Below are 21,993 nucleotides of genomic sequence, written 5' to 3'. Positions count from 1 at the left end.
GTAGATCAAAGCCGTCGTCTCAACGAGGTGACGGCCGGAAACCTCCGGCGGCGAACGGCTGCTCTCGGCGATTTCGCGGAAGCTGTGAGAGGAAGAGAGGGGCCGGGACGGATTTGAGCCGGTGCGGTCGAGAGAGAGCGCTGCGCGGCTCGATCCCGTCCGCTCTCCCGAGGTTCCCCATCATGAACGTTACATCCGCAACCGCGGCCGCCGAGGTCGCCGCATCGCTTCCGCCCGTCGTCGCTTCCGGCATGGCATCGGCGATCGTCGCGGCCGCGCAGCTTCTTCTGCCTCACCTGGAACGCGGTCAGCCTATCAACGCCACCGTGCTGCGCGGCGCGATGGAATCCGCATTCGGCGCTTCCGACACCGCCGGCGCGTGGGACTGGAAAACGGCCTACGAGGCATGCGAGGTCACGACCGTCCTCATGCTGCGCAAATACGGAAAGCCGCTTTTCCGCAAAGCCGGCTCTCCGCAAGCGATCCTGTCGCAACTCTCCAAGATCGCCGGGCTGGTGCCGACGCACACGCGCCGTTCCGACGAGGCGCAGAGCTTCCAGCAGTTCTCGACGCCGATCCCCCTCGGCCTGGCGGCGTCGGTCGCCGCGGCGATTACGCCCGCCGACCGGGTGCTGGAGCCCTCGGCCGGGACCGGGCTTCTCGCTATCCTGGCCGAGATCGCCGGGGGCTCGCTCCTGCTCAACGAGCTTGCCGACACCCGCGCCGATCTTCTCTCACTCCTCTTTCCGGCCCTTTCCATCACGCGCTTCGACGCGGCCCAGATCGACGATCACCTCGACCGGGCTCTCCTCCCGACCGTCATTCTCATGAACCCGCCGTTCTCGGTGTTGGCGAATGTCGAGGGACGCATCGCTGACGCCGCCTTCCGGCATGTCGCCTCGGCGCTGTCGCGCCTCGCGCCCGGCGGCAGGCTCGTGGCGATCACCGGTGCGAACTTCGCGCCCGACTCGCCAGCATGGTCTTCGGCTTATGCCCGTCTGCAGGAACGCGGCCGCGTCGTCTTTTCCGCCGCTATCGACGGCTCGGTCTATGCCAAGCATGGCACGACCATCCCGACGCGGCTGACCGTCATCGACAAGCTTCCGGCTGCCGATCCGTCCGTCCCGGCCGCGCCCGGGGTCGCGCCTGATGTTGCCACGCTTCTTGGATGGCTGGCCGAGCATCTCCCGGCGCGCCTGCCGGTCGATCCGGCGATCGCTGTGCCGGTCGCCGCGCCTGTCGCGGCCCGGACTGTGCGCGCCTACGTCAACCGGGCGGCCAAGGCGGCACCTGCTGTGACGCATTCTCAGCCGGAGGGCGTTCCGCTCGCCTATGAGACCGTTGACTGGAAGCCCGCCGAGGCCGGACGCCTCTCCGACGCGATCTATGAGGAATACGGCCTACAGACCATCCGGATTTCCGGCGCCGCGGCGCATCCCACCCAGCTCGTCCAGTCGGCGTCGATGGCGAGCGTCGCCCCGCCGAAGCCGAGCTATCGCCCGACCCTGCCGGCGAACGTGCTTGGTCTGCTGTCGGACGCGCAGCTCGAAACCGTCATCTATGCCGGCGAAGCACATGCCGACTTCCTCGCCGGCAAATGGACGGTCGACATCACCTTCGACAAGCTGTCCGCCGCCGTCGAGGACGCAAAAGGCGCTGTCCGTCTCCGCCAGGGCTTCATGATCGGGGACGGCACTGGCGTCGGCAAGGGACGCGAGTCGGCCGCGATCATCCTCGACAACTGGCTCCAGGGCCGGCGCAAGGCGGTCTGGATCTCCAAATCCGACAAGCTTATCGAGGACGCGCAGCGCGATTGGAGTGCGCTCGGCATGGAGCGCCTTCTGGTCACGCCGCTATCGCGTTTCCCGCAGGGCAAGCCGATCGCGCTGAACGAAGGCGTCCTATTTTTAACCTACGCCACGCTGCGCTCCGACGACCGCGGAGAGAGGGTTTCGCGGGTCAAGCAAATCGTTGAATGGTTGGGCTCCGACTTCGATGGAGTGGTGATTTTCGACGAGGCGCACCAGATGCAGAACGCCGCGGGCGGTAAGGGAGAACGCGGTGATGTCGCCGCCTCGCAGCAAGGCCGCGCCGGCCTGCGCCTCCAGAATGCGCTTCCGAACGCCCGTATCGTTTATGTCTCCGCCACCGGCGCGACCACCGTCCACAATCTCGCCTATGCGCAGCGGCTCGGGCTATGGGGCGGCGAGGATTTCCCCTTCGCCACGCGCGCCGAGTTCGTCGAGGCGATCGAGGCCGGCGGCGTCGCGGCGATGGAGGTGCTCGCCCGCGATCTGCGCGCCCTCGGCCTCTACACCGCCCGCTCGCTTTCCTTCGCCGGCGTCGAATACGAGCTCGTCGAGCATGAGCTGACGGCCGAGCAGATCCGCATCTACGACGCCTATGCCGCGGCCTTCGCCGTCATCCATAACAATCTCGATGCGGCGATGCAGGCGGCCAACATCACTGGCGGCGGCGAAGGCGGGTCGGGCACGCTGAACAAGCAGGCGAAGTCCGCCGCGCGCTCGGCCTTCGAAAGCGCCAAGCAGCGCTTCTTTGGCCATCTGTTGACTTCAATGAAGACGCCGACCCTGCTGCGCTCGATAGCCGCCGATCTGGAGGCGGGACATTCGGCCGTCATCCAGATCGTCTCGACCGGCGAGGCGCTGATGGAACGGCGGTTGGCGGAGCTACCGACGGAGGAGTGGAACGACGTCCGCGTCGACATCACTCCGCGCGAGTACGTCCTCGATTATCTCGCCCATTCCTTCCCCGTCCAGCTCTACGAGCCGTTCACGGATTCGGAGGGCAATCTGTCGTCTCGACCGGTCTATCGCGACGGCCAGCCGGTCGAAAGCCGGGAGGCCGTCGCCCGCCGCGACGCGCTGATCGCCAAGCTCGCCAACCTGCCGCCGGTTCCCGGCGCGCTCGACCAGCTTGTCCAGTATTTCGGCACGGACACCGTTGCCGAGGTGACGGGCCGGTCGCGACGCATCGTGCGCAAGGGCGGCGGCAGCGTCGCCGTCGACCGCCTTGTCGTCGAGACGCGCGCCGGAGCCGCCAATCTCGCCGAGACCCAATCCTTCATGGACGACGCCAAGCGCGTGCTCGTCTTCTCCGACGCCGGCGGCACCGGGCGCAGCTACCATGCGGAGAAGTCGGCGAAGAACACGCGGCTGCGCATCCACTATCTGCTCGAGGCAGGCTGGAAGGCAGACGCCGCCATCCAGGGCCTTGGCCGCACGCACCGCACCAACCAGGCGCAGCCGCCGCTGTTCCGGCCGATCTCGACCAATGTGAAGGCCGAGAAGCGCTTCCTCTCGACCATCGCCCGCCGCCTCGACACGCTGGGCGCGATCACGCGCGGCCAGCGCCAGACGGGCGGCCAGGGGCTGTTCCGCCCCGAGGACAATCTGGAAAGCCATTACGCCCGCGATGCACTGCGCCAGCTCTACCTTCTGCTGGTGCGCGGCAAGGTCGAGGGTTGCTCGCTCGACCGCTTCGAGCGGGCCACCGGCCTAAAGCTGATGGATTCGACGGGCATTAAGGACGAGCTGCCGCCGATTACGACGTTTCTCAATCGCATGCTCGCTCTCACGATCGAACTTCAGGGCATCCTCTTCACCGCCTTCGAGCAGCTCCTGACCGCCCGGATCGAGGGTGCGATCGCCTCGGGAACCTATGACGCCGGGCTGGAGACGCTGCGCGCCGAGAGCTTCGTCGTCGTCGATCGCCAGACGATCTACACGTATCCGCGCACCGGCGCGGAAACCAGCCTGCTCACGATCAACGAGCGCAGGCGCAACCGGCCGGTGACGCTCGACGCAGCTCTCGCCGAACTCGGCGATCCGCGCGCAAAGCTGCTCGTCAACGAGCGCTCCGGCCGAGCCGCCGTCCAGATCCCGGCGAGCAGCGTCATGCTTGATGATGGCGAGGTCGAACGGCGCGTCCGCCTGATCCGCCCGACCGAGGCCCACAATATCCCGGTGCGCTTCATGGGAGAGACCCACTGGGTCGAAACCGACCGGAACACCTTCGCCTCAGCCTGGAGCGCCGAGATCGCCGAGGTGCCGGAGTTCACCGACGCGACGCTTCACATGGTCACAGGACTGCTTTTGCCGATCTGGAAACGGCTGCCGAACGAATCGACGCGCGTCTACCGGCTCCAGACAGACGAGGGCGAGCGCATCATCGGTCGCAGGGTCTCGCCGAAATGGGCGGCGACCGCCACCACGACCGGCGCGGTAAGGATCACGTCAGACGACGCCTTCACGGCGCTGATGGACGGCCGGACGATCCTCGACCTCGCCGAGGGCCTTCAGCTTCGCCGCGTCCGCGTTATGGGCGCGAACCGCATCGAGCTGTCGGGCTTCGACGACACGATGCGCGAGCGCCTGACGGCCTACGGATTGTTCCACGAGATCATCTCGTGGAAGCTGCGCATGTTCGTGCCGACCGACGCGAATGGCCCGGTCGTGCTTGCCAAAGTGCTCGACCGATTTCCGGTCGAACGCATCGGCGAGCGGGAGGCCGCCTGATGTCCCGTCAAGACGCCTCCGAACTGGCTATCCGCCTCGGCCATCACGCCGAAGCGGTTTGCCGCCAATACTTGTCATCCGGCCGACGCGCCGGGCGGTACTGGCAGGTTGGCGATGCGCGCAACAGCCCCGGACGCTCGATGTTCGTGCGCCTGACCGGGCCTGAAACCGGCAAGGGCGCAGCCGGCAAATGGACCGACGCATCGACCGGGGAACACGGCGATCTCCTCGATGTCATCCGCGAGGCGCTCGGCCTCATCGACTTCAAGGACGTGGCAGAGGAAGCGCGCCGGTTCCTCTCGCTCCCTCATCCCGAGCCGGAGAAGACGGGGACGCCGACCGGCAGCACGTCCAGCCCCGCGCCGTCGGGATCGCCGGAAGCCTCGCGCCGACTTTTCGCGATGTCGCAGCCGATCGGCGGCACGCTTGCGGAAATCTACCTCAACGGGCGGTCGATCACGTCGCTATCCGGCGTCACCGCGCTGCGCTACCATGGTCGGTGCTACTATAAACCGGACGAGCATTCGCCCACCGAGATCTGGCCGGCGATCGTCGCGTCCGTCACCGACCTCAACGGCAGGCAGACCGGCGCGCACCGCACCTGGCTTTCGCCGGACGGTTCGGGCAAGGCGCCCGTCGATTCACCGCGACGGGCGATGGGAGACCTTCTCGGGCACGGCGTCCGGTTCGGCGTCGCGGATGAGGTGCTGGCAGCCGGCGAGGGCATCGAGACCGTGCTGTCGCCCCGTCAGGTCATGCCCCACATGCCCATGATGGCGGCGCTCTCGGCCGCGCACCTCGCCGCCATCCTGTTTCCGCCGACGCTCCGCAGGCTCTATGTCCTCCGCGATCGCGATCCGGCCGGAGATGGCGCACGCGACAGCCTGCTTGCCAGAGCAGCGAGCCTCGGGATCGAGGCGATTTCCCTGTCGCCGAAGCTTGAGGACTTCAACGAGGATCTGCGATGGCGCGGAGTCGACGCCCTCCGGGCGGCACTGATGGAGCAAATTCATCCTGACGACGTCCGCCGTTTCGTGGACGGCTGAGGCGATCGGCGGGGGATAAGGCGCGGTAAAGGCGTCTTCACCTGCGGTCTCCGTTCATCATCGCAAGCGGCCTTTGCTGTCCGAGAGCCCGCAGCCACGGCCTTCTGAGAGGGCGATCGGCCCACAAACGGCCCGGCCGGGCAATGGCGCGGCGCCCGGCTATTTTCCGCCGGCGGCTGTGCCGCCTTTGCATCGCGAAGCAAAATAGCCGGGCTTGGCCATCGAGGCCCTCGCGAGAGACGAGGGCTGCCAGTCCGGTCCGCCTGTGGGCGTCGACGCCTGCGAAGGCCGCGATGGTCGCGGTCTCCAGACGAAGGACGCTCACGATGACGAACGAAGACGAAACCGCAGGCTACGAGCCGATCCACACCTCGTCCCCCACCGATCATGTCCTCAACGAACTCCAGCTCTACGGCTGGCGGCCGTATCAGGACGAACCCGATCCGAGGCCGCTTCCGGAGGGCAACGCCGTCGCCGCAGCCGTCGCCGATATCTTCGACGCCCTGATCGCCACGCTCGGCGACACGCGCCTCGAACCCGATCTCGAAGAACTGCTCTGGGGAGCCGTTAATCTCTTCCACCGCGCCACCGCTCGGGTGGAGCGCGAGCTGGACGACAACGAGCTTGCGCAGCGTCGCCTCCAGAAAGAACAGGACGGCAGCGAGGTGAAGTCGGTCGAGCTCGAACGCCTCACGGCAGAGGGCCAGACCATGATCGAACGGCGCAACAGCATGGAGCTCTTCCGCGATGTCTCCGCCGAGGCCTTCGAGCACCACACCGGCAGCGCCTGGCGGCCCCGCACCGGCTCGAAGGTCAGCCATCGCAACCTGACAGCCGCGATGATCGACTCCAGAGACTACCTTGCCGCGAAGCGCCGGGCTGAGAAGGAGGTGCTGCTGCCCGCCGGTCCGAAGGTCGCCGTCTCGGGCGGAACCAACTTCAACGACCACACCCTGATCTGGGCCAAACTCGATCAGGTCCATGCGAAGCACGCCGACATGGTGCTCATCCATGGTGGCGCGAAGACGGGCGCAGAGCGCATCGCTGCTCGTTGGGCAGAAAACCGCAAGGTGCCGCAGATCGCCTTCACGCCCGACTTCGAGAAGTATCCGGCGAAACAGGCTCCCTACAAGCGCAACGACACTATGCTGGAGGTGCTGCCGGTCGGCGTCCTCGTCTTCGGCGGCGGCGGCATTCAGGGAAACCTCGCGGACAAGGCTCGCAAGCTCGGCATCCCCACCATGCAATTTGATGGCGGCGCGTAAGCGCCGCCTTCGGGGGGCTGTCCGGCCCCCAAATACTTGACTAAAGGAGAAGTTGATGGCTTTGTTTGCACATCCATGCAGCACCGGCGCAGTAGCATAGTCGCAGGCGGAGCGTATTTGCGGGCAGCCTGTCGTAACCCTCAACCGTTCATCTGGAGGTTTCGATGTCGCTGATCTTGCTTGCTATCTCGTTGACGATAACGCTCTGCATCATCGCCTACAATTTTGCTATCTACGCCTTGCCCTTCATGGTCGGCCTCTCGGCCGCGCAATATGCTTGGGGGGCCGGCGCCGGGCTTTTCCTGTCCGGTCTTGCCGCCATGGGCGCCGCCTTGCTATCGATTGCGCTGGTGATCGTGGTTCTAGGCTTTGCCAGGAATCCGGCCCTGCGCCTGATCGCGCTGGCGATCTTCGCGATTCCGGCCACCATTGCGGGATACTCCCTCGTGCTCGGCGTCACAAAGAACGCGATTGACTCGACGATAGTGCTCAATCTGCTCGGCGGCGCGGGCGGCCTGTTCATCGGCATAGCCGCGATTGTCAACGTCAACGCCCTCGGCGTCTCGGTGTTTTCGCGCTGACCCGCCGACCGCGATCGATCACTGCCACAAGAAAACCAGGGCGGCTTGCGCCGCCGGATGTCCGGCTTTCCCGCTCAGGTCAGGCATGGAGCGTCGATGCTGTGGCCCCGTGCCGCCGTTTCCCGTCAGCATCACCCGGTCGCTCGGGATCGCCCGACCATCGGCATGACTCCCGCAGGCCGTGAACGGCTGTTGCGCCGTCGGTCAGTCCCCTTCGCGCCGTGAAAGCAAGCCGCGATCACCTTCATTCCCACCCCTCGCAATTCTGTCGGATCGCACCTTCCGCCATCGAAGCGGATGCGGCGCCATTCCGTGCCATTCGGCCGACAGCCTTGTTCGTCCTCGTCCCGGACAGCTTCCGCGAGCGAAGAAGCGGGTGGCCGGAAATGGAAGATTCCGGATGCCGCCCTGGGCGGCGCAGACTCATAGGGCCTGCCGTTTCGCTGCTGCCGGCAAGGACGATGGTTCGGCTGTGCGTCTCGGTTCGTATGCGTTCAGAGGCACCAATCCCTCCGACTGACGGATCCCCTAAGTCCGTTCGGTTTCCGGCCGCAACCCACGCGGCTCCGGACCGTGTTGCCGCGCAAGCGCGGCTGCCCGCCCCACTCCGGGCCTTATGGGCGAGCTGCCCGCAAGCAGGCAGTTGCAGGCGTCTCCCGCCGTCCTTGGCCGGGTCTCGTCGGAGGGATGGTCCCTCCGAGAGGCAACGGAGACCTACAATGCAGAACATCGTCATTCTCGCCGGCAACATCGGTCAGGACCCCGAAACCCGCTCCACCCAGGGCGGCACCCGGATCACCCACTTCACGCTGGCCACCTCGCGCCCCCGCTACTCGGAAGGCAAGGTTGTCCGGGATGAGAAGGGCTACCGGGTTCAGGACACCGAGTGGCACCGCATCACCGCCTTCAACGGCCTCGGCAAGACGATCCAGGAATATTGCGAGAAGGGTATGAAGGTTCTGGTTCGCGGCCGCATCCACTACACGAAGTGGACCGATCAGGAGGGCAACGATCGCTACGGCAGCGAGATCATCGCCGAGACGGTCGACTTCCTGAGCCGGGCGCAGCAAAGCGAAAACGGAGCCGGCCAGCGCGATCTCGACGACGACATCCCGTTCTGAGCGGGAAGGCCAGGAGCCCGGCGGCGCAAGCCGCCGGGTTTTCCCGCGTTTCCCGAGGGTCGCGATGTTCAGGATGAGCGAGGGCGAGCGGATCGACCGTTCGTCCTTGCTTATGAGAGGGGGGCAGGCCGCCCCTCTCAAACTCTCCCCGGAAGGGGCAGGGCACGCCCCGCCCCCTCCAGCTCCCCCACCCATGAAGGGGGTGAACCACCCCCTCCAAACCACCCCGGCCCATACGGACGCGGCCCCTGATCGGGGCCGCGGGCTATCTCTCTCTGACTGTCCATTTTACGCCAGCCCATCCGGCCTCAAGGACAGCGCGGCCCCTCCAATTTTCTTTCGCCGGCCCGAGGCCGACGCCACAAAATCGGCTCCTCCGCTTGCCGCGCGGCGGCCGCGTACCGCGGTCCCTGACCCCTCTGGGCTACAGCGTGGACACCTTTCGTCAGAAACGAAAGGAGACTTACAATGTCTGATTTCCACTATGTCGAACTTTACGCGAAGTTCGCAGGATTCCGCCTCATGGCGATGGCCAATCGCCTTGGCTGCAACGACGAATTCAGCCGCGGAGCACACGACGGGCTCGTGGAGCGGCTCGACCAGCTCGTCGATCTTGTGCGCGGTGCGCTTGCCGCGGAACGCGAACTCGCACTGGCACCGAGCGGCCCCGAGGCAGATGATCTGGGCGAGCGGATCTGGTGCGCCGGACAGGAGCTCACGCACTACTGGGGCGAACCCGATGGCATCGACCTTTTGCGCAACGACGTCCACGTCGACTGGTCTACCAACGAATGGTACGACAGCCGCACCGGACGGTGGCATTTCGTCGCTGACTTCCCTGCGCCCCGCGAGGAAGTGAGCGACGACCGCCTGTACGGCCTGTGCGCAATCACTCGCCAGATCGCCGCCGAGACGGGCATATACTTCAACACTTTTACCACAGACCTCTCCATCGAGGGCGAAGAGCCGGACGATGAACGCGAGCGCTACGAAGCGATTGACGGTCTCGTCTGGTGACAGCGATCGGGCGGCAGGCGGCCTTGGCGGCCTGCCGCCTTCACACCATCACGGGAGCGGGCGCGGCCGGATCGACCGGCCTTCCCGGCTATTGGAAAGGGGTGAGCCCCTCTCCAGCTCACCCATGAAGGAAGGGCTGGCGCCCCTCCTTCAAACATCCTCCCAAGGGAAGGGAGACCCCTCCCTCGAACCCTCCCATGGGAAGGAGGCGACGGTTCCCTCGCCCTCCTTCCCAAACCCATCCTCCTCTCCCGGACCGAGGCGATGGCTTGGGGCCACGCTCGCTAGAGCCGCCCCGCCCGAGGCCGGAAGCCGTGTGTGCCAGATCTCCAGCCTGTGCGACCGGCCGCGATTTTTCCGGCCATTTGAGGGCAACCGAATCAGCTACCGAGCTGGGTCGAGAAACGCAGCTATATTAGCGGCTTAAGCCCAAAAATGGGGTGGCTTTCTGCCGTAGGACGACTAAAATAGTCGTAGTTCTGGAGTGCATGCGGGTAGAAGTGGGAGGTGATTATGTATGATCACCGCCCGACAATCACGGGCCGCACGCGCGCTGCTGGGTTGGACACAGGAGACGCTCGCTGACAAGGCCCGAGTATCGCTGACCGCGCTCAAACGCCTCGAATCCGAGAACGGATTCGACGTTTTTGAAACCACGCGAGATGGCGTACGGCGCGCGCTCGAATCGGCCGGGATCGTTCTTCTGTCGACAGAAAAGGGAGAGGGGGTCCTGTTGCTGCATCAAGCTGACCAGCCTGGTTAGCGCTTTGCGCCATCAACAGACGGTTTGCTGACATAAAAGCACTGTATTGCTCTTCGGGACGGTTAACGAAAGTCGTGCACGTGACTATGGTACTCTGATGGGACAGGCGATACCGGCGTTCCTGGACGCGCCACCGTCCAGCGACACGCTTACGACTTACGACCGCGAGCACATGAAGCTCTATCTGCGGCTGCTCGACGCCGAGCGGGAGGGCGCCGACTGGCGTGAGGCTATTCACATCCTCTTCGGCCTCGATCCTCATGACGATCCGATGCGCTGTCGACTGATCCACAATTCCCACCTCGCACGCGCGCACTGGATGACCGAACACGGTTATCGCGAACTGGTTCGTGAAAGTCAGCGGAAGTCTGGATCGTGATGCGCTGAAGGCATCACCTGTTGATTTCAACGTGACTTCCAAAATCCAACCCGAACGGGAATTCTACAACCTCCAAGTCGCAATAGTCGCAGGAGGATCATCATGACGCCTGACGCATCTACATGGCGCTCGTCGGCTGAATACGACCATCTGGACACACTGACGCCATCCGATCTGGCCTGGGAATGGCTGCGCCGCAATGATGCTTACGATGCGGACTACGAAGCATCCGCGACTGAACGCGGCGCTCCGACCTCCGTGAACGAGCAGATCCAGCAGCGCTGGGGACTGCGATTTCCCTGTAGACCCTCTGAAGCCGCCTCCTGAAGCTCCGGTTTTCTGGCTCCCGCTCCATGACACGAGCGTTGTTGTACTGATCGAAGCGCCACTCGACTTCCGTGACACTGAAGATTACCCGCCTCTCCTCCCATGGAGCGACACGGCGCCGATCGGCGACGGTCGCGCCTCGTTCCGTCTTCCTTTGCCGAACGATGAGCGCGTCCAGATTATCGACTACGTCCTCGAGGGCCGCACCACATCGGTAGCCGCCATACCGCTCGGCATTGACGGCTTCGATCGGATAGAGGCGGTTTACCGCCTCCTTTCCGCCCTGCACGGGCGCGCCATCCCGCCCGACACGCGTTTGACGCCCCAGCAGCGGATCCGCCAGCGCAGAATGCTCCGCGCCTTTGACGGACATCGCGCTGGCGCGACACAGCAGGAAATAGCCCACGTCATCCTGAACCAGGAACGTCTCGATCGAGATGACTGGCAGGCGTCTTCTGCCCGCCACGTAATCAAGGCGTTGCTACGCGATGCCCGCAATATGATCGCCGGCGGCTATCGAAAGCTCCTCCGTCACCGCCGGCAATCCTGAGCCTCGCCCCGCCGCGGACGGTGGGCGATTTCGACACCCCCCAACTTCGCCCTGCAACTCGCCGCCTTTTCTCCGCCACCGTGGTCGCCGTCCGCCGCTTTCTCGCAGCGGCCGTCCCCAACACCACGGAGGCCCGACCATGCCACACGAACCCGTCTTTCTCCCGCCGCGCTTCCTGCGCACCAAGGAAGCGGCGGAATTCCTCAGCCTCTCCGCACGCACGCTCGAAAAGCACCGCACCTATGGCACCGGTCCGTCGTATCACAAGCTCGGCGGCCGCGTCGTCTATGCGATCGACGAGCTCGAAAGCTGGGCCGCCCGCGGCGCAGTGACGTCCACCTCGGATCCGCGCGGCTCGATCCTGCCAGCAAAGCGCCAGGCGCCCGTCCGGCCGGTCCACGCCGGCCGCTACGCACGCTGATCGCGGCCGGTTCCGTTCATGGCGGTGCGACGTCGATCCCTCTCGGAGCGCGGGCAGCTCGACCTGTTTCGCGCGCTCCCCGGCGACTTCGCGCCAAGAGACGCACAGGATCTCATGGCCTATCCCTTCTTCTCCCTCTCCAAGACCCATCGCACCGCACCGATCGATTTCGTCGCCGGCAAGGTGACGATCAGGGTCGAGGCCGTTCACGACCACGGCATGGCGACCATCTGGGACGCCGATATCCTGATCTGGGCCGCGAGCCAGATCGTCGAAGCGCGCGACGCCGGGCTTCGCACGTCGCGGCTGATGGCCGCCACCCCTTACGAAATTCTCTCCTATGTCGGTCGCGGCACGAGCGCGCGCGATTATCAGCGGCTGAAGGCGGCCCTCGACCGCCTGCAATCGACCACGGTGTCCACCTCGATCCGCCAGCCGGCCGAAGGCCGTCGGCATCGCTTTTCCTGGATCAACGAGTGGCAAGAACGCACCGGGCGCGACGGCCGCCCCGAAGGCGTCGAGCTGATCGTACCGGACTGGTTCTACAAGGCCGTTCTCGACGACGCTCTCGTGCTCACGATCGACCGCGCCTATTTCGACCTGACGGGCGGCCTTGACCGCTGGCTCTATCGCCTCGTGCGCAAGCACGGTGGCCGCCAGCGACACGGCTGGCGCTTCGACTTCCGCCACCTCCACCAGAAATCGGGGAGTCTGTCGCCGTTCAAGCGCTTCACCTTCGAACTGCGCGACATCGTCCGGCGCCAGCCGCTTCCCGGCTACACGCTGTTCCTCGAAACGGAACCCGGCGGGCGCACGCTGCTTGCCTTCGAGCCCGCGCAGGCCTGTGGACAACCTGTGGACGGCCTCGTGCTATCAGGAACCCGAAGTATCGTGCTATCGGGAACCGGGGGCTCGTGCTATCGGGAACCCAAACCAGACCTAAGTCTCAGCGCAGAAACAAGAAATCGCCCTCTTAACTTAGAGTCTAACCAGGAATCTAACTCTGTAGAGCGCGCGCGCGAGGTGGATAACCTCATTCGCGACGCCGCCAGAAACCTCAGCGTCGCCGCCAGGAAGAGCCTGCCGACGCCACCGGGCCCAGCCCGCGACCGTTCCGCTTCGCCGACATCAGACGACGCCCGAGCGCCGCGTCTCCCTCTCGATCCGCCGGGAGGACGCCGATGATCATCGCGCTCCTCAATCAGAAGGGTGGCGTCGGCAAGACCACACTCGCGCTGCATCTCGCCGGCGAGCTGGCACGCCGCGGCAGGCGCGTCACCCTGATCGACGCCGACCCGCAGGGCTCCGCGCTCGACTGGTCGCAGCAACGCTCGCGGGAAGGCCTGCCGCGCCTGTTCGGCGTCGTCGGCCTGGCGCGCGACACGTTGCACCGCGAAGCGCCCGAGCTCGCCCGTGACGTCGATCACATCGTCATAGACGGCCCGCCGCGCGTCGCAGGCCTCATGCGCTCCGCGCTGCTCGCGGCCGACCTCGTGGTGATCCCCGTACAGCCGTCGCCACTCGACGGCTGGGCCTCGGCCGAGATGCTGTCGCTCCTTGGCGAAGCACGCATCTATCGCCCCGAGCTCGTCGCCCGTTTTGCGCTCAATCGCTGCGGCGCGCGCACCGTCATCGCCCGAGAGACGGCGGAAACACTCGCCAATCACGATCCGCCGGTGCTCGCCAGCACCATCGGCCAGCGCGTCGTCTTCGCTGATGCCGCACAGACCGGGCGGCTTGCGTCGGACATCGACGCGCGATCGCCCGCCGCCCGTGAAGTTGCGGCGCTCGTGACCGAGATCGAGCGGCTGCGCATCGGGAGGGCGACGTCATGATCATCCTTACCAGTGATTGCCGCGAACTCATGCCGTCGCATGGGCCATTCGACATGATCCTCGCCGATCCGCCGTACGGCGAGACGTCGCTCGCCTGGGATCGGCGCGTCGAGGGCTGGATTGCGCTCGCGCGCGCCGCCCTCAAGCCGACCGGCTCGATCTGGGCCTTCGGCTCGCTGCGCAGCTTCGTGGCGACCGCTCAACGGTTCGCTGACGTCGGTCTTCGCCTCGCGCAGGAAATCGTTTGGGAGAAGCAGAACGGCACCGGCTTTCACGCAAATCGCTTCAAGCGGGTGCACGAACTGGCCGTCCAGTGCTATCCCGGCGAAGCGGCCTGGCGCGACATCTACAACGATGTCCAGACTACGCCGGACGCTGCGGCGCGAACGGTGCACCGCAAGCAAAGTCCTCCCCATACCGGCCACATCGACGCCGGTCACTACGTCAGTCATGAAGGCGGACCCCGCCTTATGCGCTCGGTCATCTACGTGCGCAACTGCCATGGGCGTGCCATCCATCCGACCGAAAAACCGTCGGCCCTCCTCGAAATCCTGTTCCGAACGAGTTGCCCCGAAGGTGGCCTGGTGGGCGATTTATTCGCGGAATCGGGCGCGGCCGGGGAAGCCTGCCGGCTGTCCGGCCGGCGCTATCTCGGCTGCGAGATCGACCCGGACATGGCTGCGAAAGCCCGCGCGCGTCTCTCCGAGCTGCCGTCCGACGGCGGAGGCGCGTCATGACGGCGCGCACCGAAAAACGCGGTTTTGCAACGCGGCCGGCCGATCCAGACGGCTGGATCAAGGCCGGCGACACCGCGCCCGCTCGTGGCGCCGCCGCCGTCTATTCTGCCCGACTGACCATCGACGTCACCCCCGCCATGCGCGGCCGCATCAAGGTCGCCGCCTTCAGCCGCGGAATGACCGTCGCAGACATGGTGCGCGATCTGCTCGCGCGCGAATTCCCCCCGACCGAAGGAGACCCTCCATGACCGGCATCGCGGCTACCCGCATGCGCGGCGGCCCGCTGCCGTCCGCCAACCCAACGGATGATCTGACCCGCGTGGAACTCACGTGGGTCGAGAAGAAGATCGAATACTGGATCAGGTTCGGCCGCGAGGCTCACGAGCAGATCCTCGATCGCCGCCGCCGTGTCGTCTGCTTTCGGCCGAACACCGTTTTCGCCTTCGTTCGCTGGGCCGCGAACGACTACGGCACGGTCATCTCGCGCATCGATATCGTGCGTTCGGTCGCTCCGGGCGCACCCTACCAGACACTGCCTTTCGTGCGGCCCGGCGGCGAAATTCTGCTCAAGGTCGAAGGCTGGCCGAAGGTCGAGAACGTGCTGCGTCACGTCGATGGCATCGACGCGCTCGGCATCGATCCGGCCGATGTCGACCCCGACCACTGGCGGCACGTCGCCCACTGGATGAACGCCGGCGAAGCGCCGCGTCCCTACACGTTCGATCGCCATCAGGCATGGCTCCGGCGCCGGGAGATCGTGCGATGACGCGGCTCGATTACCTTGCGCTGACCGCCTTCGGCGTTCTTGGCATCGCCCTCGCCAGCGCCACGCCCTTGCCGATGAAGCTCGTCTGGAACGCGACCGCGAGCGAGCCCGTCGGCTTCTACACCATCGATCCCGTTGGTCGTCTCGAGGTGCCCGACCTTGTCGTCGTGATGCCGCCCGAGCCCGTCGCCTTGTTCATCGTGGAGCGCGGCTACGTCGCTCGTGACGTGCCGCTCCTGAAGCGGGTGCTTGGCCTGCCGGGACAACGCGTCTGCCGCTCCGGGCGTGCAATCAGCGTCGACGACGTTCCGCTTGGCGATGCGCTCGACCGCGACAGCCAGGGCCGCGACCTGCCGGTCTGGCAGGGCTGCCGCCGCATCGGCGACGGAGAGCTGTTCCTGATGAACCACGAGGTCGCAGACAGCCTTGACGGCCGCTACTTCGGCCCGCTTCCCGCCACCGCGGTGATCGGTCGGGCGACACCGCTTCTCACCGACGACGACGGCGAGGGCCGCTTCGTCTGGCGCGCGCCGACGCGGTGACGGCGCGACCAATGCAATCCCGCCGCACAACAGGAGACCACGATCATGGCCAACATCGGACTTTTCACACGTACGGAATCAGGCTTCGAAGGGCGGTTCAGGGCGCTTGGCATCGACGAGGAAATCACCTTCGTCGCCGCCGAGCCTTCGGAGGCCAAGAACGCTCCAGCCTATCGCGTCCTGCTCGGCGACGAGGACGGGCTACCGATCGGCGCCGCCTGGGCGGCCGTCGGAGATCGCGCCGGCGAATTCTTCTCCGTCGAGATCTACAGCCCGTTGTTCGGCGGCACTCTGCGCGCCAACCTCTTCCGCGCCGGTGACGACGGCTCCGCCTGGGGCCTGCACACCAACCTCACTTCCAAGAAGCGGAAGGAGGACTGAATGGCGGCGGTCCAGCACCGCGCCAGCGCCGGCGGCTCGACCGCCGTCCGGCGCTCAGCGCTCCTCCTTCTTCTTTCCGGCCTGACCTTCGCCGCGGCCGAAACGCCCGCTGTTCTGGCGCAGGTTCCGTCCATCGTCGGAGCCGCGTCGGCGCATCCGCACGCCGCGAACATCACCGAGGCGTCGCGACGCTTCGGCGTCCCGGCAGCCTGGATCGTCGCCGTGATGGCTGCCGAAAGCGCGGGCGATGTGCGCGCCGTATCGTCGGCGGGCGCGATGGGCTTGATGCAGCTCATGCCCGACACATGGGCCGAGCTTCGCACTCGCCACGGCCTTGGCCGCGATCCCTATGATCCTCGCGACAACATCCTTGCCGGTACAGCGTACCTGCGCGAAATGTGGGACCGCTACGGCGACGTCGCAGCCATGCTCGCCGCCTACAATGCCGGCCCGGCGCGCTACGACGAGCATCGCTCGAAAGGTCGCCCTTTGCCTGCCGAGACGCGGGCCTACGTCGCTTCGCTTGCGCCCGCGCTGCGAGGCGAGCGGCCCTTGAACGGCGGCTCCATGATCCCGCGACCGCCCAATTGGCGCGAGGCGGGGATCTTCGTCGTGCGCGAGGGTGGCACTTCTGCCGCCAGTCCAGCGCAGGGAGACCGCGCGTCAGACGACGCGCTCCCATCCCTCACGGCGACCCAGGATTCGATCACCGCCTTGCAACGCCAAGAGCTGTTTGTCGCGGGCAATGCAGCGGGAGGCCGGCCATGAGCGGCCCGCCATCAAGGTGCATCCCCTCGGGCTCTGGCGTGCCATGGAGAACGCCGGGGGTGGGGGCAGGCGCAGCGACCGGACGATGGCAGGATAAAAGGGCGCACGGTGCGCGTCCGTCGGTCGGTTGTTTTTGTTCATGTTTTTGGCGCGTTCCGCACCGTGCAGCGTATTCGCGCACCGTGCGCCGCACGCCCATCTTACTGTTTTTGCGTGGTGTTTCGCACCGCGCGGAGATGCGTCATGTCCGATGAACGCGAATTCCGCGTCCGTCCCGGGCGCATCCGATCCACCCGCGCGCAGCAGGCTCGTCCCTTTGTCGCGCAGGCGCTCGCCGCTGCGAAGAAGGCAGGCGGCGGCGTCTCACGGTCCGGCCGCGTCACCTCGGGCAATCGATCCCGCTTCGGCCGTGGCCAGCGCGCCAGCATCCAGGCCAATCGCCTGATCACGTCGCGGACCCGCGGCGCCGTCGTCAAGGCGCGCGTGGTCCGCCACAGCCCACGGTCCGCGCCGCTGGGGACGCATCTCGATTATCTGCGTCGCGACGGTGTGACCCGTGACGGCGAGAAGGCCCGATTGTTCGGGCCCGGAACCGAGGACGCCGATGGGCGAGCCTTCGCCGAGCGCTGCGGAGACGACCGGCATCATTTCCGGTTCATCGTATCGCCTGACGATGCTCCCGACATGTCCGACCTTCGATCGTTCATCCGCGATCTCGTCGGCCAGATGGAAAAAGATCTCGGCACGCGGCTCGACTGGGTGGCCGTCGATCACTGGAATACGCAGCATCCGCATATCCATCTTATCGTGCGGGGCGTGCGGGACGACGGCCAGGACCTCGTGATCTCCCGCGACTACATCAAAGAGGGGATGCGTGACCGCGCGCGCGATCTCATCAGCCATGAGCTGGGGCCACGCACCGACCTTGATATCCGCCGCAGCCTCGAAAGCCAGATCACGGCAGAGCGGTGGACCCAGCTCGATCGGCAACTCGTCCGCGACGCCGGCAAGTCCGGCATCATCGATCTCGCCCCGCTCGCAGATCGCCAGCCTGACGAGTTTCATGCGCTGAAGGTCGGCCGCCTGCGCACGCTCGAAACCCTCGGCGTCGCCGGGCAGGTAGGCCACTCCCAATGGTTCATCAAGCCGGAAGCGGAAACCGTCCTGCGCGAACTCGGCGAACGCGGCGACATCATCAAACGTATGCACCGCGCGCTGACCGAGCGCGGCATCGAACGCGGATCTGCGAGCTACGTGCTGGCCGGCGAAAGCCTCGACGTGCCCGTCGTCGGCCGACTGGTCGAGCGTGGCCTTGACGACGAGCTGAAAGGGTCCGCCTACGCCGTCGTCGACGGTGTGGACGGCCGTACGCATCACATCCGGCTGCCGCACCTCGACGCAGCCGGCGACAGCCCGCCCGGCTCGATCGTCGAGCTGCGCGCCTATGAGGATGCGCAGGGTCAGCGTCGGGTGGCGCTCGCCGTTAGGTCCGATCTCGATCTCGGCGCCCAGGTGAACGCGACCGGCGCCACCTGGCTCGACCGGCAGGCCATCGCCCGTGAGCCGGTCGCGCTTTCCGAAGGTGGCTTTGGCTCGGAAGTCCGCCAGGCCATGGAAGAACGCGCCGAGCATCTGATCGGTGAGGGGCTCGCCGATCGTCAGGGCGGACGCATCGTCTTCGCACGCCGCCTGCTCAACACGCTGCGCGACCGTGAGGTCAATGCGCTCGGAGAAAAGCTCGCCGCCGAGACCGGGCTGCCGTTCGCTCAGGCCGGGACAGGCGAATATGTCGCCGGCTCCTATCGCCAGCGCTTTGCACTCGCCTCCGGCCGCTTCGCCATGATCGACGACGGCCTCGGCTTCCAGCTCGTGCCCTGGTCTCCCTCGCTCGAAAAGCAGATCGGCCGCCACGTCTCCGGCGTCTCGCGCGACGACGGCGGCGTCGACTGGGATTTCGGTCGGAAGCGCGGGCTCGGCCTCTAACCTCAGTCAGAAAGGATTATCGCCATGTCCGCCACCAAAATCCTTTGGGGACAGATCCTGATCGTGTTTGCGATCGTCCTCACCACCGTCTGGGGCGCGACGCAGTATGTCGCGTGGAGCCTCGGCTATCAGGCGCAGCTCGGCGAGCCGTGGTTCACGCTGTTCGGCGTGCCGGTCTACTTTCCGGCCGCCATCATGTGGTGGTGGTATTTCTACGACGCCTACGCCCCAGGCATCTTCGCCGTGGGCGGCGTGATCGCCGCGTCGGGTGGCTTCATTGCGATCGCCGTCGCAATCGGCATGTCGGTCTGGCGTGCGCGCGAGGCGAAGAATGTCGCCACCTACGGCTCGGCGCGCTGGGCGCAGGATCAGGAGATCCGCGACGCCGGCCTGCTCGGTCCGGACGGAGTCGTTCTCGGTCGATACGAGCGCGACTATCTGCGGCACGATGGCGCCGAGCATGTGCTGTGCTTTGCGCCGACCCGTTCGGGCAAGGGCGTCGGCCTCGTCGTGCCCTCGCTTCTCACCTGGCCCGGCTCGGCCATCGTTCACGACATCAAGGGGGAGAACTGGACGCTCACGGCCGGGTTCCGATCCCGGCACGGCAGGGTGCTGCTCTTCGATCCGACCAATCCGGAATCATCGGCATATAACCCGCTGCTCGAGGTCAGGCGCGGTGAATGGGAGGTTCGCGATGTCCAGAACATCGCCGACATCCTGGTCGATCCCGAGGGTAGCCTGGACAAACGGAACCACTGGGAAAAAACCAGCCATTCGCTTCTGGTCGGCGCGATCCTTCACGTCCTATATGCCGAGCCGGAAAAGACCCTCGCGGGCGTCGCCAACTTCCTTTCCGACCCAAAGCGGCCTGTCGAGTCGACGCTGAGGTCGATGATGAAGACTGCGCATCTCGGCGAAGCCGGTCCGCACCCCGTCGTCGCCAGCGCGGCGCGCGAGCTACTGAACAAATCCGACAACGAGCGTTCGGGCGTGCTCTCGACGGCGATGTCCTTCCTCGGCCTCTATCGTGACCCGGTGGTCGCTGCGGTGACGAGCCGCTGCGACTGGCGGATCAGCGACATCGTGGGCGGCGAGCATCCCACGACGCTCTACCTCGTCGTGCCGCCCTCCGACATCAATCGCACCAAGCCGTTGATCCGGTTGTTGCTCAACCAGATCGGGCGGCGCCTAACCGAGGACCTGCAGGCCAAGGTCGGGCGGCATCGTCTCTTGCTGATGCTCGACGAGTTTCCAGCCCTCGGCAGGCTCGACTTCTTCGAAAGCGCGCTGGCCTTCATGGCGGGCTACGGACTCAAAGCGTTCCTGATCGCGCAGAGCCTCAACCAGATCGAAAAGGCCTATGGCCCGAACAACTCGATCCTCGACAATTGCCATGTCCGGGTCAGCTTCGCCACGAACGACGAACGCACCGCCAAGCGCGTCTCGGACGCGCTGGGCACAGCCACCGAAATGAAGGCCATGAAGAACTACGCCGGCCACCGCCTGTCGCCGTGGTTAGGCCATCTGATGGTGTCGCGCTCGGAGACCGCCCGTCAGTTGCTGACGCCAGGCGAGATCATGCAGCTTCCGCCGACCGACGAGATCGTCATGGTCGCCGGCATCCCGCCGATCCGGGCGAAGAAGGCGCGCTATTACGAGGATGCCCGCTTCAAGGAGCGGGTGCTGGCGCCGCCGGAGCCGAAACGACCTGACAGCACCGGCCCGGACGACTGGAGCAGCCTGCCGATACCACCGCGCCCGGAAGAGATCGCGACGACCGCGGCCTCCTCGGACGATGAGGACACCACCAGTTCCGAACGTCGGCTGCAACCCGAGCTGAGCCGCGTAAAGCCGGTTGAGAAAAAGGCGCCCATCGAAAACGAATTCGAGATCGACCTCCCGGATGACGCCGAAGAGGAGGCCGTGGGGAACCGTCGCATGATCCGGCAGATGCAGGGCATCGCACGGCAGGTCTCTCTTGATCCCAACGACGGCATGGAGCTGTAGCCACCATGACCGTTCGCCGAAAAAAGAGAAAGACAACGATCTATCTCGACCCCGAGGTCGAAAAGACGCTGGCAGATTTCGCCGCACGCCGCGAGCAATCACAGTCCATGATCGCCGAGGCAGCCATCGCGTCCTTCCTCTCGCCGGACGACGCCGAACGGCGCGAAGCCATCTTTTCAAAACGCCTCGACCAGCTCGATCGTCGAATGACACGCCTCGAACGCGATGTCGGCATCGCGGTGGAGACCCTGGCGGTGTTCATCCGCTTCTGGATCACCACGACGCCCGCCCTCCCGGAGCCGGCGGCGCAGGCGGCGCGAGCGAAATCCAGCGAGCGTTACGAAGCGTTCATTACGGCGCTGGGTCGACGCTTGGCGCAGGGGCCGAAGCTGCGGCAGGAGATTTCGGAGGATAAGCCCGAATCGGACACCTGACCTCCTCGCGCGCGGCATCTGGGGGCGGGATCGACAAGTTCAAGAATAGGGCCGCGCCGCCGTTCTCCTGTATTTGCACGCCACACTACTACTACGACCGAAACTTGTTGAATCAGCCTAATTCCGGGCCCTTTTAATCATCCCCGATCCGGGGGTCATCTGTCGCGTCCCCACGAGAAATGGGGACGATATGGCATCCACTCACCAGAGACAGGAAGCGATCCAGCGCGGCGCTCGCATGCTGCGCACCGCGCTCGGACCCGCCATCGCCCGGTTTCTGGAGGAACCGGCCGTGGTCGAGGTCATGCTGAACCCCGATGGCCGCATCTGGGTGGATCGGCTTTCCGAAGGGCTGGCCGATACCGGCGAGACAATGACGCCCGCTGATGGCGAACGCATCGTGCGCCTGGTCGCGCACCATGTCGGCGCCGAAGTGCATGCGCGCTCCCCGCGTGTATCGGCCGAACTGCCCGAAACCGGCGAACGGTTTGAAGGCTTGCTCCCTCCCGTCGTCGCGTCTCCAGCTTTCGCC

At 65.9% G+C, this 21,993-nt stretch carries 22 protein-coding genes and 1 pseudogene; all 23 read left to right on the top strand.

All coding sequences use genetic code 11. From position 1 onward, the window contains the following. Nucleotides 1–182: 182 nt before the first annotated feature. The gene (locus P7F60_RS26025) at nucleotides 183–4,538 is read left to right on the top strand and encodes a strawberry notch family protein (RefSeq protein WP_094543264.1); all 4,356 of its coding nucleotides are present in this window, start codon (nucleotides 183–185) and stop codon (nucleotides 4,536–4,538) included. Next, the gene (locus P7F60_RS26020) at nucleotides 4,538–5,584 is read left to right on the top strand and encodes a toprim domain-containing protein (protein ID WP_094543262.1); all 1,047 of its coding nucleotides are present in this window, start codon (nucleotides 4,538–4,540) and stop codon (nucleotides 5,582–5,584) included. Before P7F60_RS26025 ends, P7F60_RS26020 begins: the two co-directional genes overlap by 1 nt. Nucleotides 5,585–5,910: 326 nt before the next feature. After that, nucleotides 5,911–6,849: a DUF2493 domain-containing protein gene (locus tag P7F60_RS26015; RefSeq protein ID WP_094543259.1), complete on the top strand. Its 939-nt coding sequence runs from the start codon at nucleotides 5,911–5,913 to the stop codon at nucleotides 6,847–6,849. Between the two features lie 164 nt (nucleotides 6,850–7,013). Next, a complete protein-coding gene (locus tag P7F60_RS26010; RefSeq protein ID WP_094543256.1) occupies nucleotides 7,014–7,430 on the top strand; it encodes a hypothetical protein in 417 nt (138 codons plus the stop codon). A 719-nt stretch (nucleotides 7,431–8,149) separates the two neighbouring features. Next, nucleotides 8,150–8,551, top strand: coding sequence for a single-stranded DNA-binding protein (locus P7F60_RS26005; protein WP_094543254.1), 402 nt, complete (start codon nucleotides 8,150–8,152; stop codon nucleotides 8,549–8,551). Nucleotides 8,552–9,019: 468 nt separating this feature from the next. Next, nucleotides 9,020–9,568, top strand: coding sequence for a hypothetical protein (locus P7F60_RS26000; RefSeq protein ID WP_094543454.1), 549 nt, complete (start codon nucleotides 9,020–9,022; stop codon nucleotides 9,566–9,568). Nucleotides 9,569–10,085: 517 nt separating this feature from the next. Continuing rightward, complete coding sequence (locus tag P7F60_RS25995) at nucleotides 10,086–10,331, top strand: helix-turn-helix transcriptional regulator (protein ID WP_094543451.1); 246 nt, start codon at nucleotides 10,086–10,088, stop codon at nucleotides 10,329–10,331. Nucleotides 10,332–10,428: 97 nt separating this feature from the next. Beyond that, on the top strand, nucleotides 10,429–10,710 hold the full coding sequence (locus tag P7F60_RS25990; protein ID WP_094543449.1) for a DUF2285 domain-containing protein: 282 nt from the start codon (nucleotides 10,429–10,431) through the stop codon (nucleotides 10,708–10,710). A gap of 102 nt (nucleotides 10,711–10,812) precedes the next feature. Further along, nucleotides 10,813–11,037 (top strand): DUF6499 domain-containing protein, encoded by a 225-nt coding sequence (locus P7F60_RS25985; protein WP_094543446.1) that lies wholly within the window; start codon nucleotides 10,813–10,815, stop codon nucleotides 11,035–11,037. Between the two features lie 154 nt (nucleotides 11,038–11,191). Then, on the top strand, nucleotides 11,192–11,587 hold the full coding sequence (locus P7F60_RS25980) for a DUF2285 domain-containing protein (protein WP_233290650.1): 396 nt from the start codon (nucleotides 11,192–11,194) through the stop codon (nucleotides 11,585–11,587). 139 nt (nucleotides 11,588–11,726) lie between these two features. Next, on the top strand, nucleotides 11,727–12,008 hold the full coding sequence (locus P7F60_RS25975; RefSeq protein ID WP_094543441.1) for a helix-turn-helix domain-containing protein: 282 nt from the start codon (nucleotides 11,727–11,729) through the stop codon (nucleotides 12,006–12,008). 18 nt (nucleotides 12,009–12,026) lie between these two features. Next, nucleotides 12,027–13,193: a replication initiator protein A gene (locus P7F60_RS25970; protein WP_094543438.1), complete on the top strand. Its 1,167-nt coding sequence runs from the start codon at nucleotides 12,027–12,029 to the stop codon at nucleotides 13,191–13,193. After that, nucleotides 13,190–13,843: a ParA family partition ATPase gene (gene parA / locus P7F60_RS25965; protein ID WP_094543436.1), complete on the top strand. Its 654-nt coding sequence runs from the start codon at nucleotides 13,190–13,192 to the stop codon at nucleotides 13,841–13,843. The genes P7F60_RS25970 and parA overlap by 4 nt, the downstream gene beginning before the upstream one ends. Beyond that, nucleotides 13,840–14,580, top strand: coding sequence for a site-specific DNA-methyltransferase (locus P7F60_RS25960; RefSeq protein WP_094543434.1), 741 nt, complete (start codon nucleotides 13,840–13,842; stop codon nucleotides 14,578–14,580). The genes parA and P7F60_RS25960 overlap by 4 nt, the downstream gene beginning before the upstream one ends. Beyond that, nucleotides 14,577–14,828 (top strand): hypothetical protein, encoded by a 252-nt coding sequence (locus P7F60_RS25955; RefSeq protein ID WP_094543433.1) that lies wholly within the window; start codon nucleotides 14,577–14,579, stop codon nucleotides 14,826–14,828. Before P7F60_RS25960 ends, P7F60_RS25955 begins: the two co-directional genes overlap by 4 nt. Further along, on the top strand, nucleotides 14,825–15,346 hold the full coding sequence (locus tag P7F60_RS25950) for a DUF2840 domain-containing protein (protein WP_094543431.1): 522 nt from the start codon (nucleotides 14,825–14,827) through the stop codon (nucleotides 15,344–15,346). The genes P7F60_RS25955 and P7F60_RS25950 overlap by 4 nt, the downstream gene beginning before the upstream one ends. After that, on the top strand, nucleotides 15,343–15,888 hold the full coding sequence (locus P7F60_RS25945; protein ID WP_094543429.1) for a S26 family signal peptidase: 546 nt from the start codon (nucleotides 15,343–15,345) through the stop codon (nucleotides 15,886–15,888). Before P7F60_RS25950 ends, P7F60_RS25945 begins: the two co-directional genes overlap by 4 nt. Nucleotides 15,889–15,933: 45 nt before the next feature. After that, nucleotides 15,934–16,269 (top strand): DUF736 domain-containing protein, encoded by a 336-nt coding sequence (locus P7F60_RS25940; RefSeq protein ID WP_094543428.1) that lies wholly within the window; start codon nucleotides 15,934–15,936, stop codon nucleotides 16,267–16,269. After that, nucleotides 16,270–17,037: a lytic transglycosylase domain-containing protein gene (locus P7F60_RS25935; protein ID WP_277920576.1), complete on the top strand. Its 768-nt coding sequence runs from the start codon at nucleotides 16,270–16,272 to the stop codon at nucleotides 17,035–17,037. Between the two features lie 243 nt (nucleotides 17,038–17,280). Continuing rightward, entirely contained in the window at nucleotides 17,281–19,020 is a 1,740-nt protein-coding gene (locus tag P7F60_RS25930; RefSeq protein ID WP_094543425.1) for a VirD2 family relaxase/mobilization nuclease, read from the top strand. A gap of 24 nt (nucleotides 19,021–19,044) precedes the next feature. Next, complete coding sequence (locus tag P7F60_RS25925) at nucleotides 19,045–21,027, top strand: conjugal transfer protein TraG (RefSeq protein WP_277920575.1); 1,983 nt, start codon at nucleotides 19,045–19,047, stop codon at nucleotides 21,025–21,027. A gap of 5 nt (nucleotides 21,028–21,032) precedes the next feature. Continuing rightward, the gene (locus P7F60_RS25920; RefSeq protein WP_094543422.1) at nucleotides 21,033–21,461 is read left to right on the top strand and encodes a CopG family transcriptional regulator; all 429 of its coding nucleotides are present in this window, start codon (nucleotides 21,033–21,035) and stop codon (nucleotides 21,459–21,461) included. A 190-nt stretch (nucleotides 21,462–21,651) separates the two neighbouring features. After that, nucleotides 21,652–21,993: pseudogene (locus tag P7F60_RS25915) on the top strand (P-type conjugative transfer ATPase TrbB); the annotation flags it as partial.

The sequence above is a fragment of the Rhizobium sp. YJ-22 genome (assembly GCF_029601685.1).
In the GTDB taxonomy this organism is placed as follows: domain Bacteria; phylum Pseudomonadota; class Alphaproteobacteria; order Rhizobiales; family Rhizobiaceae; genus Metarhizobium.
This window is presented reverse-complemented; position numbering and strand designations above follow the sequence as displayed.

What these genes read in the sequence shown, in the direction of transcription:
- P7F60_RS26025 (WP_094543264.1), top strand. Translation starts at nt 183, where the DNA reads ATGAACGTTACATCCGCAACCGCGGCCGCCGAGGTCGCCGCATCGCTT.
- P7F60_RS26020 (WP_094543262.1), top strand. Translation starts at nt 4,538, where the DNA reads ATGTCCCGTCAAGACGCCTCCGAACTGGCTATCCGCCTCGGCCATCAC.
- P7F60_RS26015 (WP_094543259.1), top strand. Translation starts at nt 5,911, where the DNA reads ATGACGAACGAAGACGAAACCGCAGGCTACGAGCCGATCCACACCTCG.
- P7F60_RS26010 (WP_094543256.1), top strand. Translation starts at nt 7,014, where the DNA reads ATGTCGCTGATCTTGCTTGCTATCTCGTTGACGATAACGCTCTGCATC.
- P7F60_RS26005 (WP_094543254.1), top strand. Translation starts at nt 8,150, where the DNA reads ATGCAGAACATCGTCATTCTCGCCGGCAACATCGGTCAGGACCCCGAA.
- P7F60_RS26000 (WP_094543454.1), top strand. Translation starts at nt 9,020, where the DNA reads ATGTCTGATTTCCACTATGTCGAACTTTACGCGAAGTTCGCAGGATTC.
- P7F60_RS25995 (WP_094543451.1), top strand. Translation starts at nt 10,086, where the DNA reads ATGATCACCGCCCGACAATCACGGGCCGCACGCGCGCTGCTGGGTTGG.
- P7F60_RS25990 (WP_094543449.1), top strand. Translation starts at nt 10,429, where the DNA reads ATGGGACAGGCGATACCGGCGTTCCTGGACGCGCCACCGTCCAGCGAC.
- P7F60_RS25985 (WP_094543446.1), top strand. Translation starts at nt 10,813, where the DNA reads ATGACGCCTGACGCATCTACATGGCGCTCGTCGGCTGAATACGACCAT.
- P7F60_RS25975 (WP_094543441.1), top strand. Translation starts at nt 11,727, where the DNA reads ATGCCACACGAACCCGTCTTTCTCCCGCCGCGCTTCCTGCGCACCAAG.
- P7F60_RS25970 (WP_094543438.1), top strand. Translation starts at nt 12,027, where the DNA reads ATGGCGGTGCGACGTCGATCCCTCTCGGAGCGCGGGCAGCTCGACCTG.
- parA (WP_094543436.1), top strand. Translation starts at nt 13,190, where the DNA reads ATGATCATCGCGCTCCTCAATCAGAAGGGTGGCGTCGGCAAGACCACA.
- P7F60_RS25960 (WP_094543434.1), top strand. Translation starts at nt 13,840, where the DNA reads ATGATCATCCTTACCAGTGATTGCCGCGAACTCATGCCGTCGCATGGG.
- P7F60_RS25955 (WP_094543433.1), top strand. Translation starts at nt 14,577, where the DNA reads ATGACGGCGCGCACCGAAAAACGCGGTTTTGCAACGCGGCCGGCCGAT.
- P7F60_RS25950 (WP_094543431.1), top strand. Translation starts at nt 14,825, where the DNA reads ATGACCGGCATCGCGGCTACCCGCATGCGCGGCGGCCCGCTGCCGTCC.
- P7F60_RS25945 (WP_094543429.1), top strand. Translation starts at nt 15,343, where the DNA reads ATGACGCGGCTCGATTACCTTGCGCTGACCGCCTTCGGCGTTCTTGGC.
- P7F60_RS25940 (WP_094543428.1), top strand. Translation starts at nt 15,934, where the DNA reads ATGGCCAACATCGGACTTTTCACACGTACGGAATCAGGCTTCGAAGGG.
- P7F60_RS25935 (WP_277920576.1), top strand. Translation starts at nt 16,270, where the DNA reads ATGGCGGCGGTCCAGCACCGCGCCAGCGCCGGCGGCTCGACCGCCGTC.
- P7F60_RS25930 (WP_094543425.1), top strand. Translation starts at nt 17,281, where the DNA reads ATGTCCGATGAACGCGAATTCCGCGTCCGTCCCGGGCGCATCCGATCC.
- P7F60_RS25925 (WP_277920575.1), top strand. Translation starts at nt 19,045, where the DNA reads ATGTCCGCCACCAAAATCCTTTGGGGACAGATCCTGATCGTGTTTGCG.
- P7F60_RS25920 (WP_094543422.1), top strand. Translation starts at nt 21,033, where the DNA reads ATGACCGTTCGCCGAAAAAAGAGAAAGACAACGATCTATCTCGACCCC.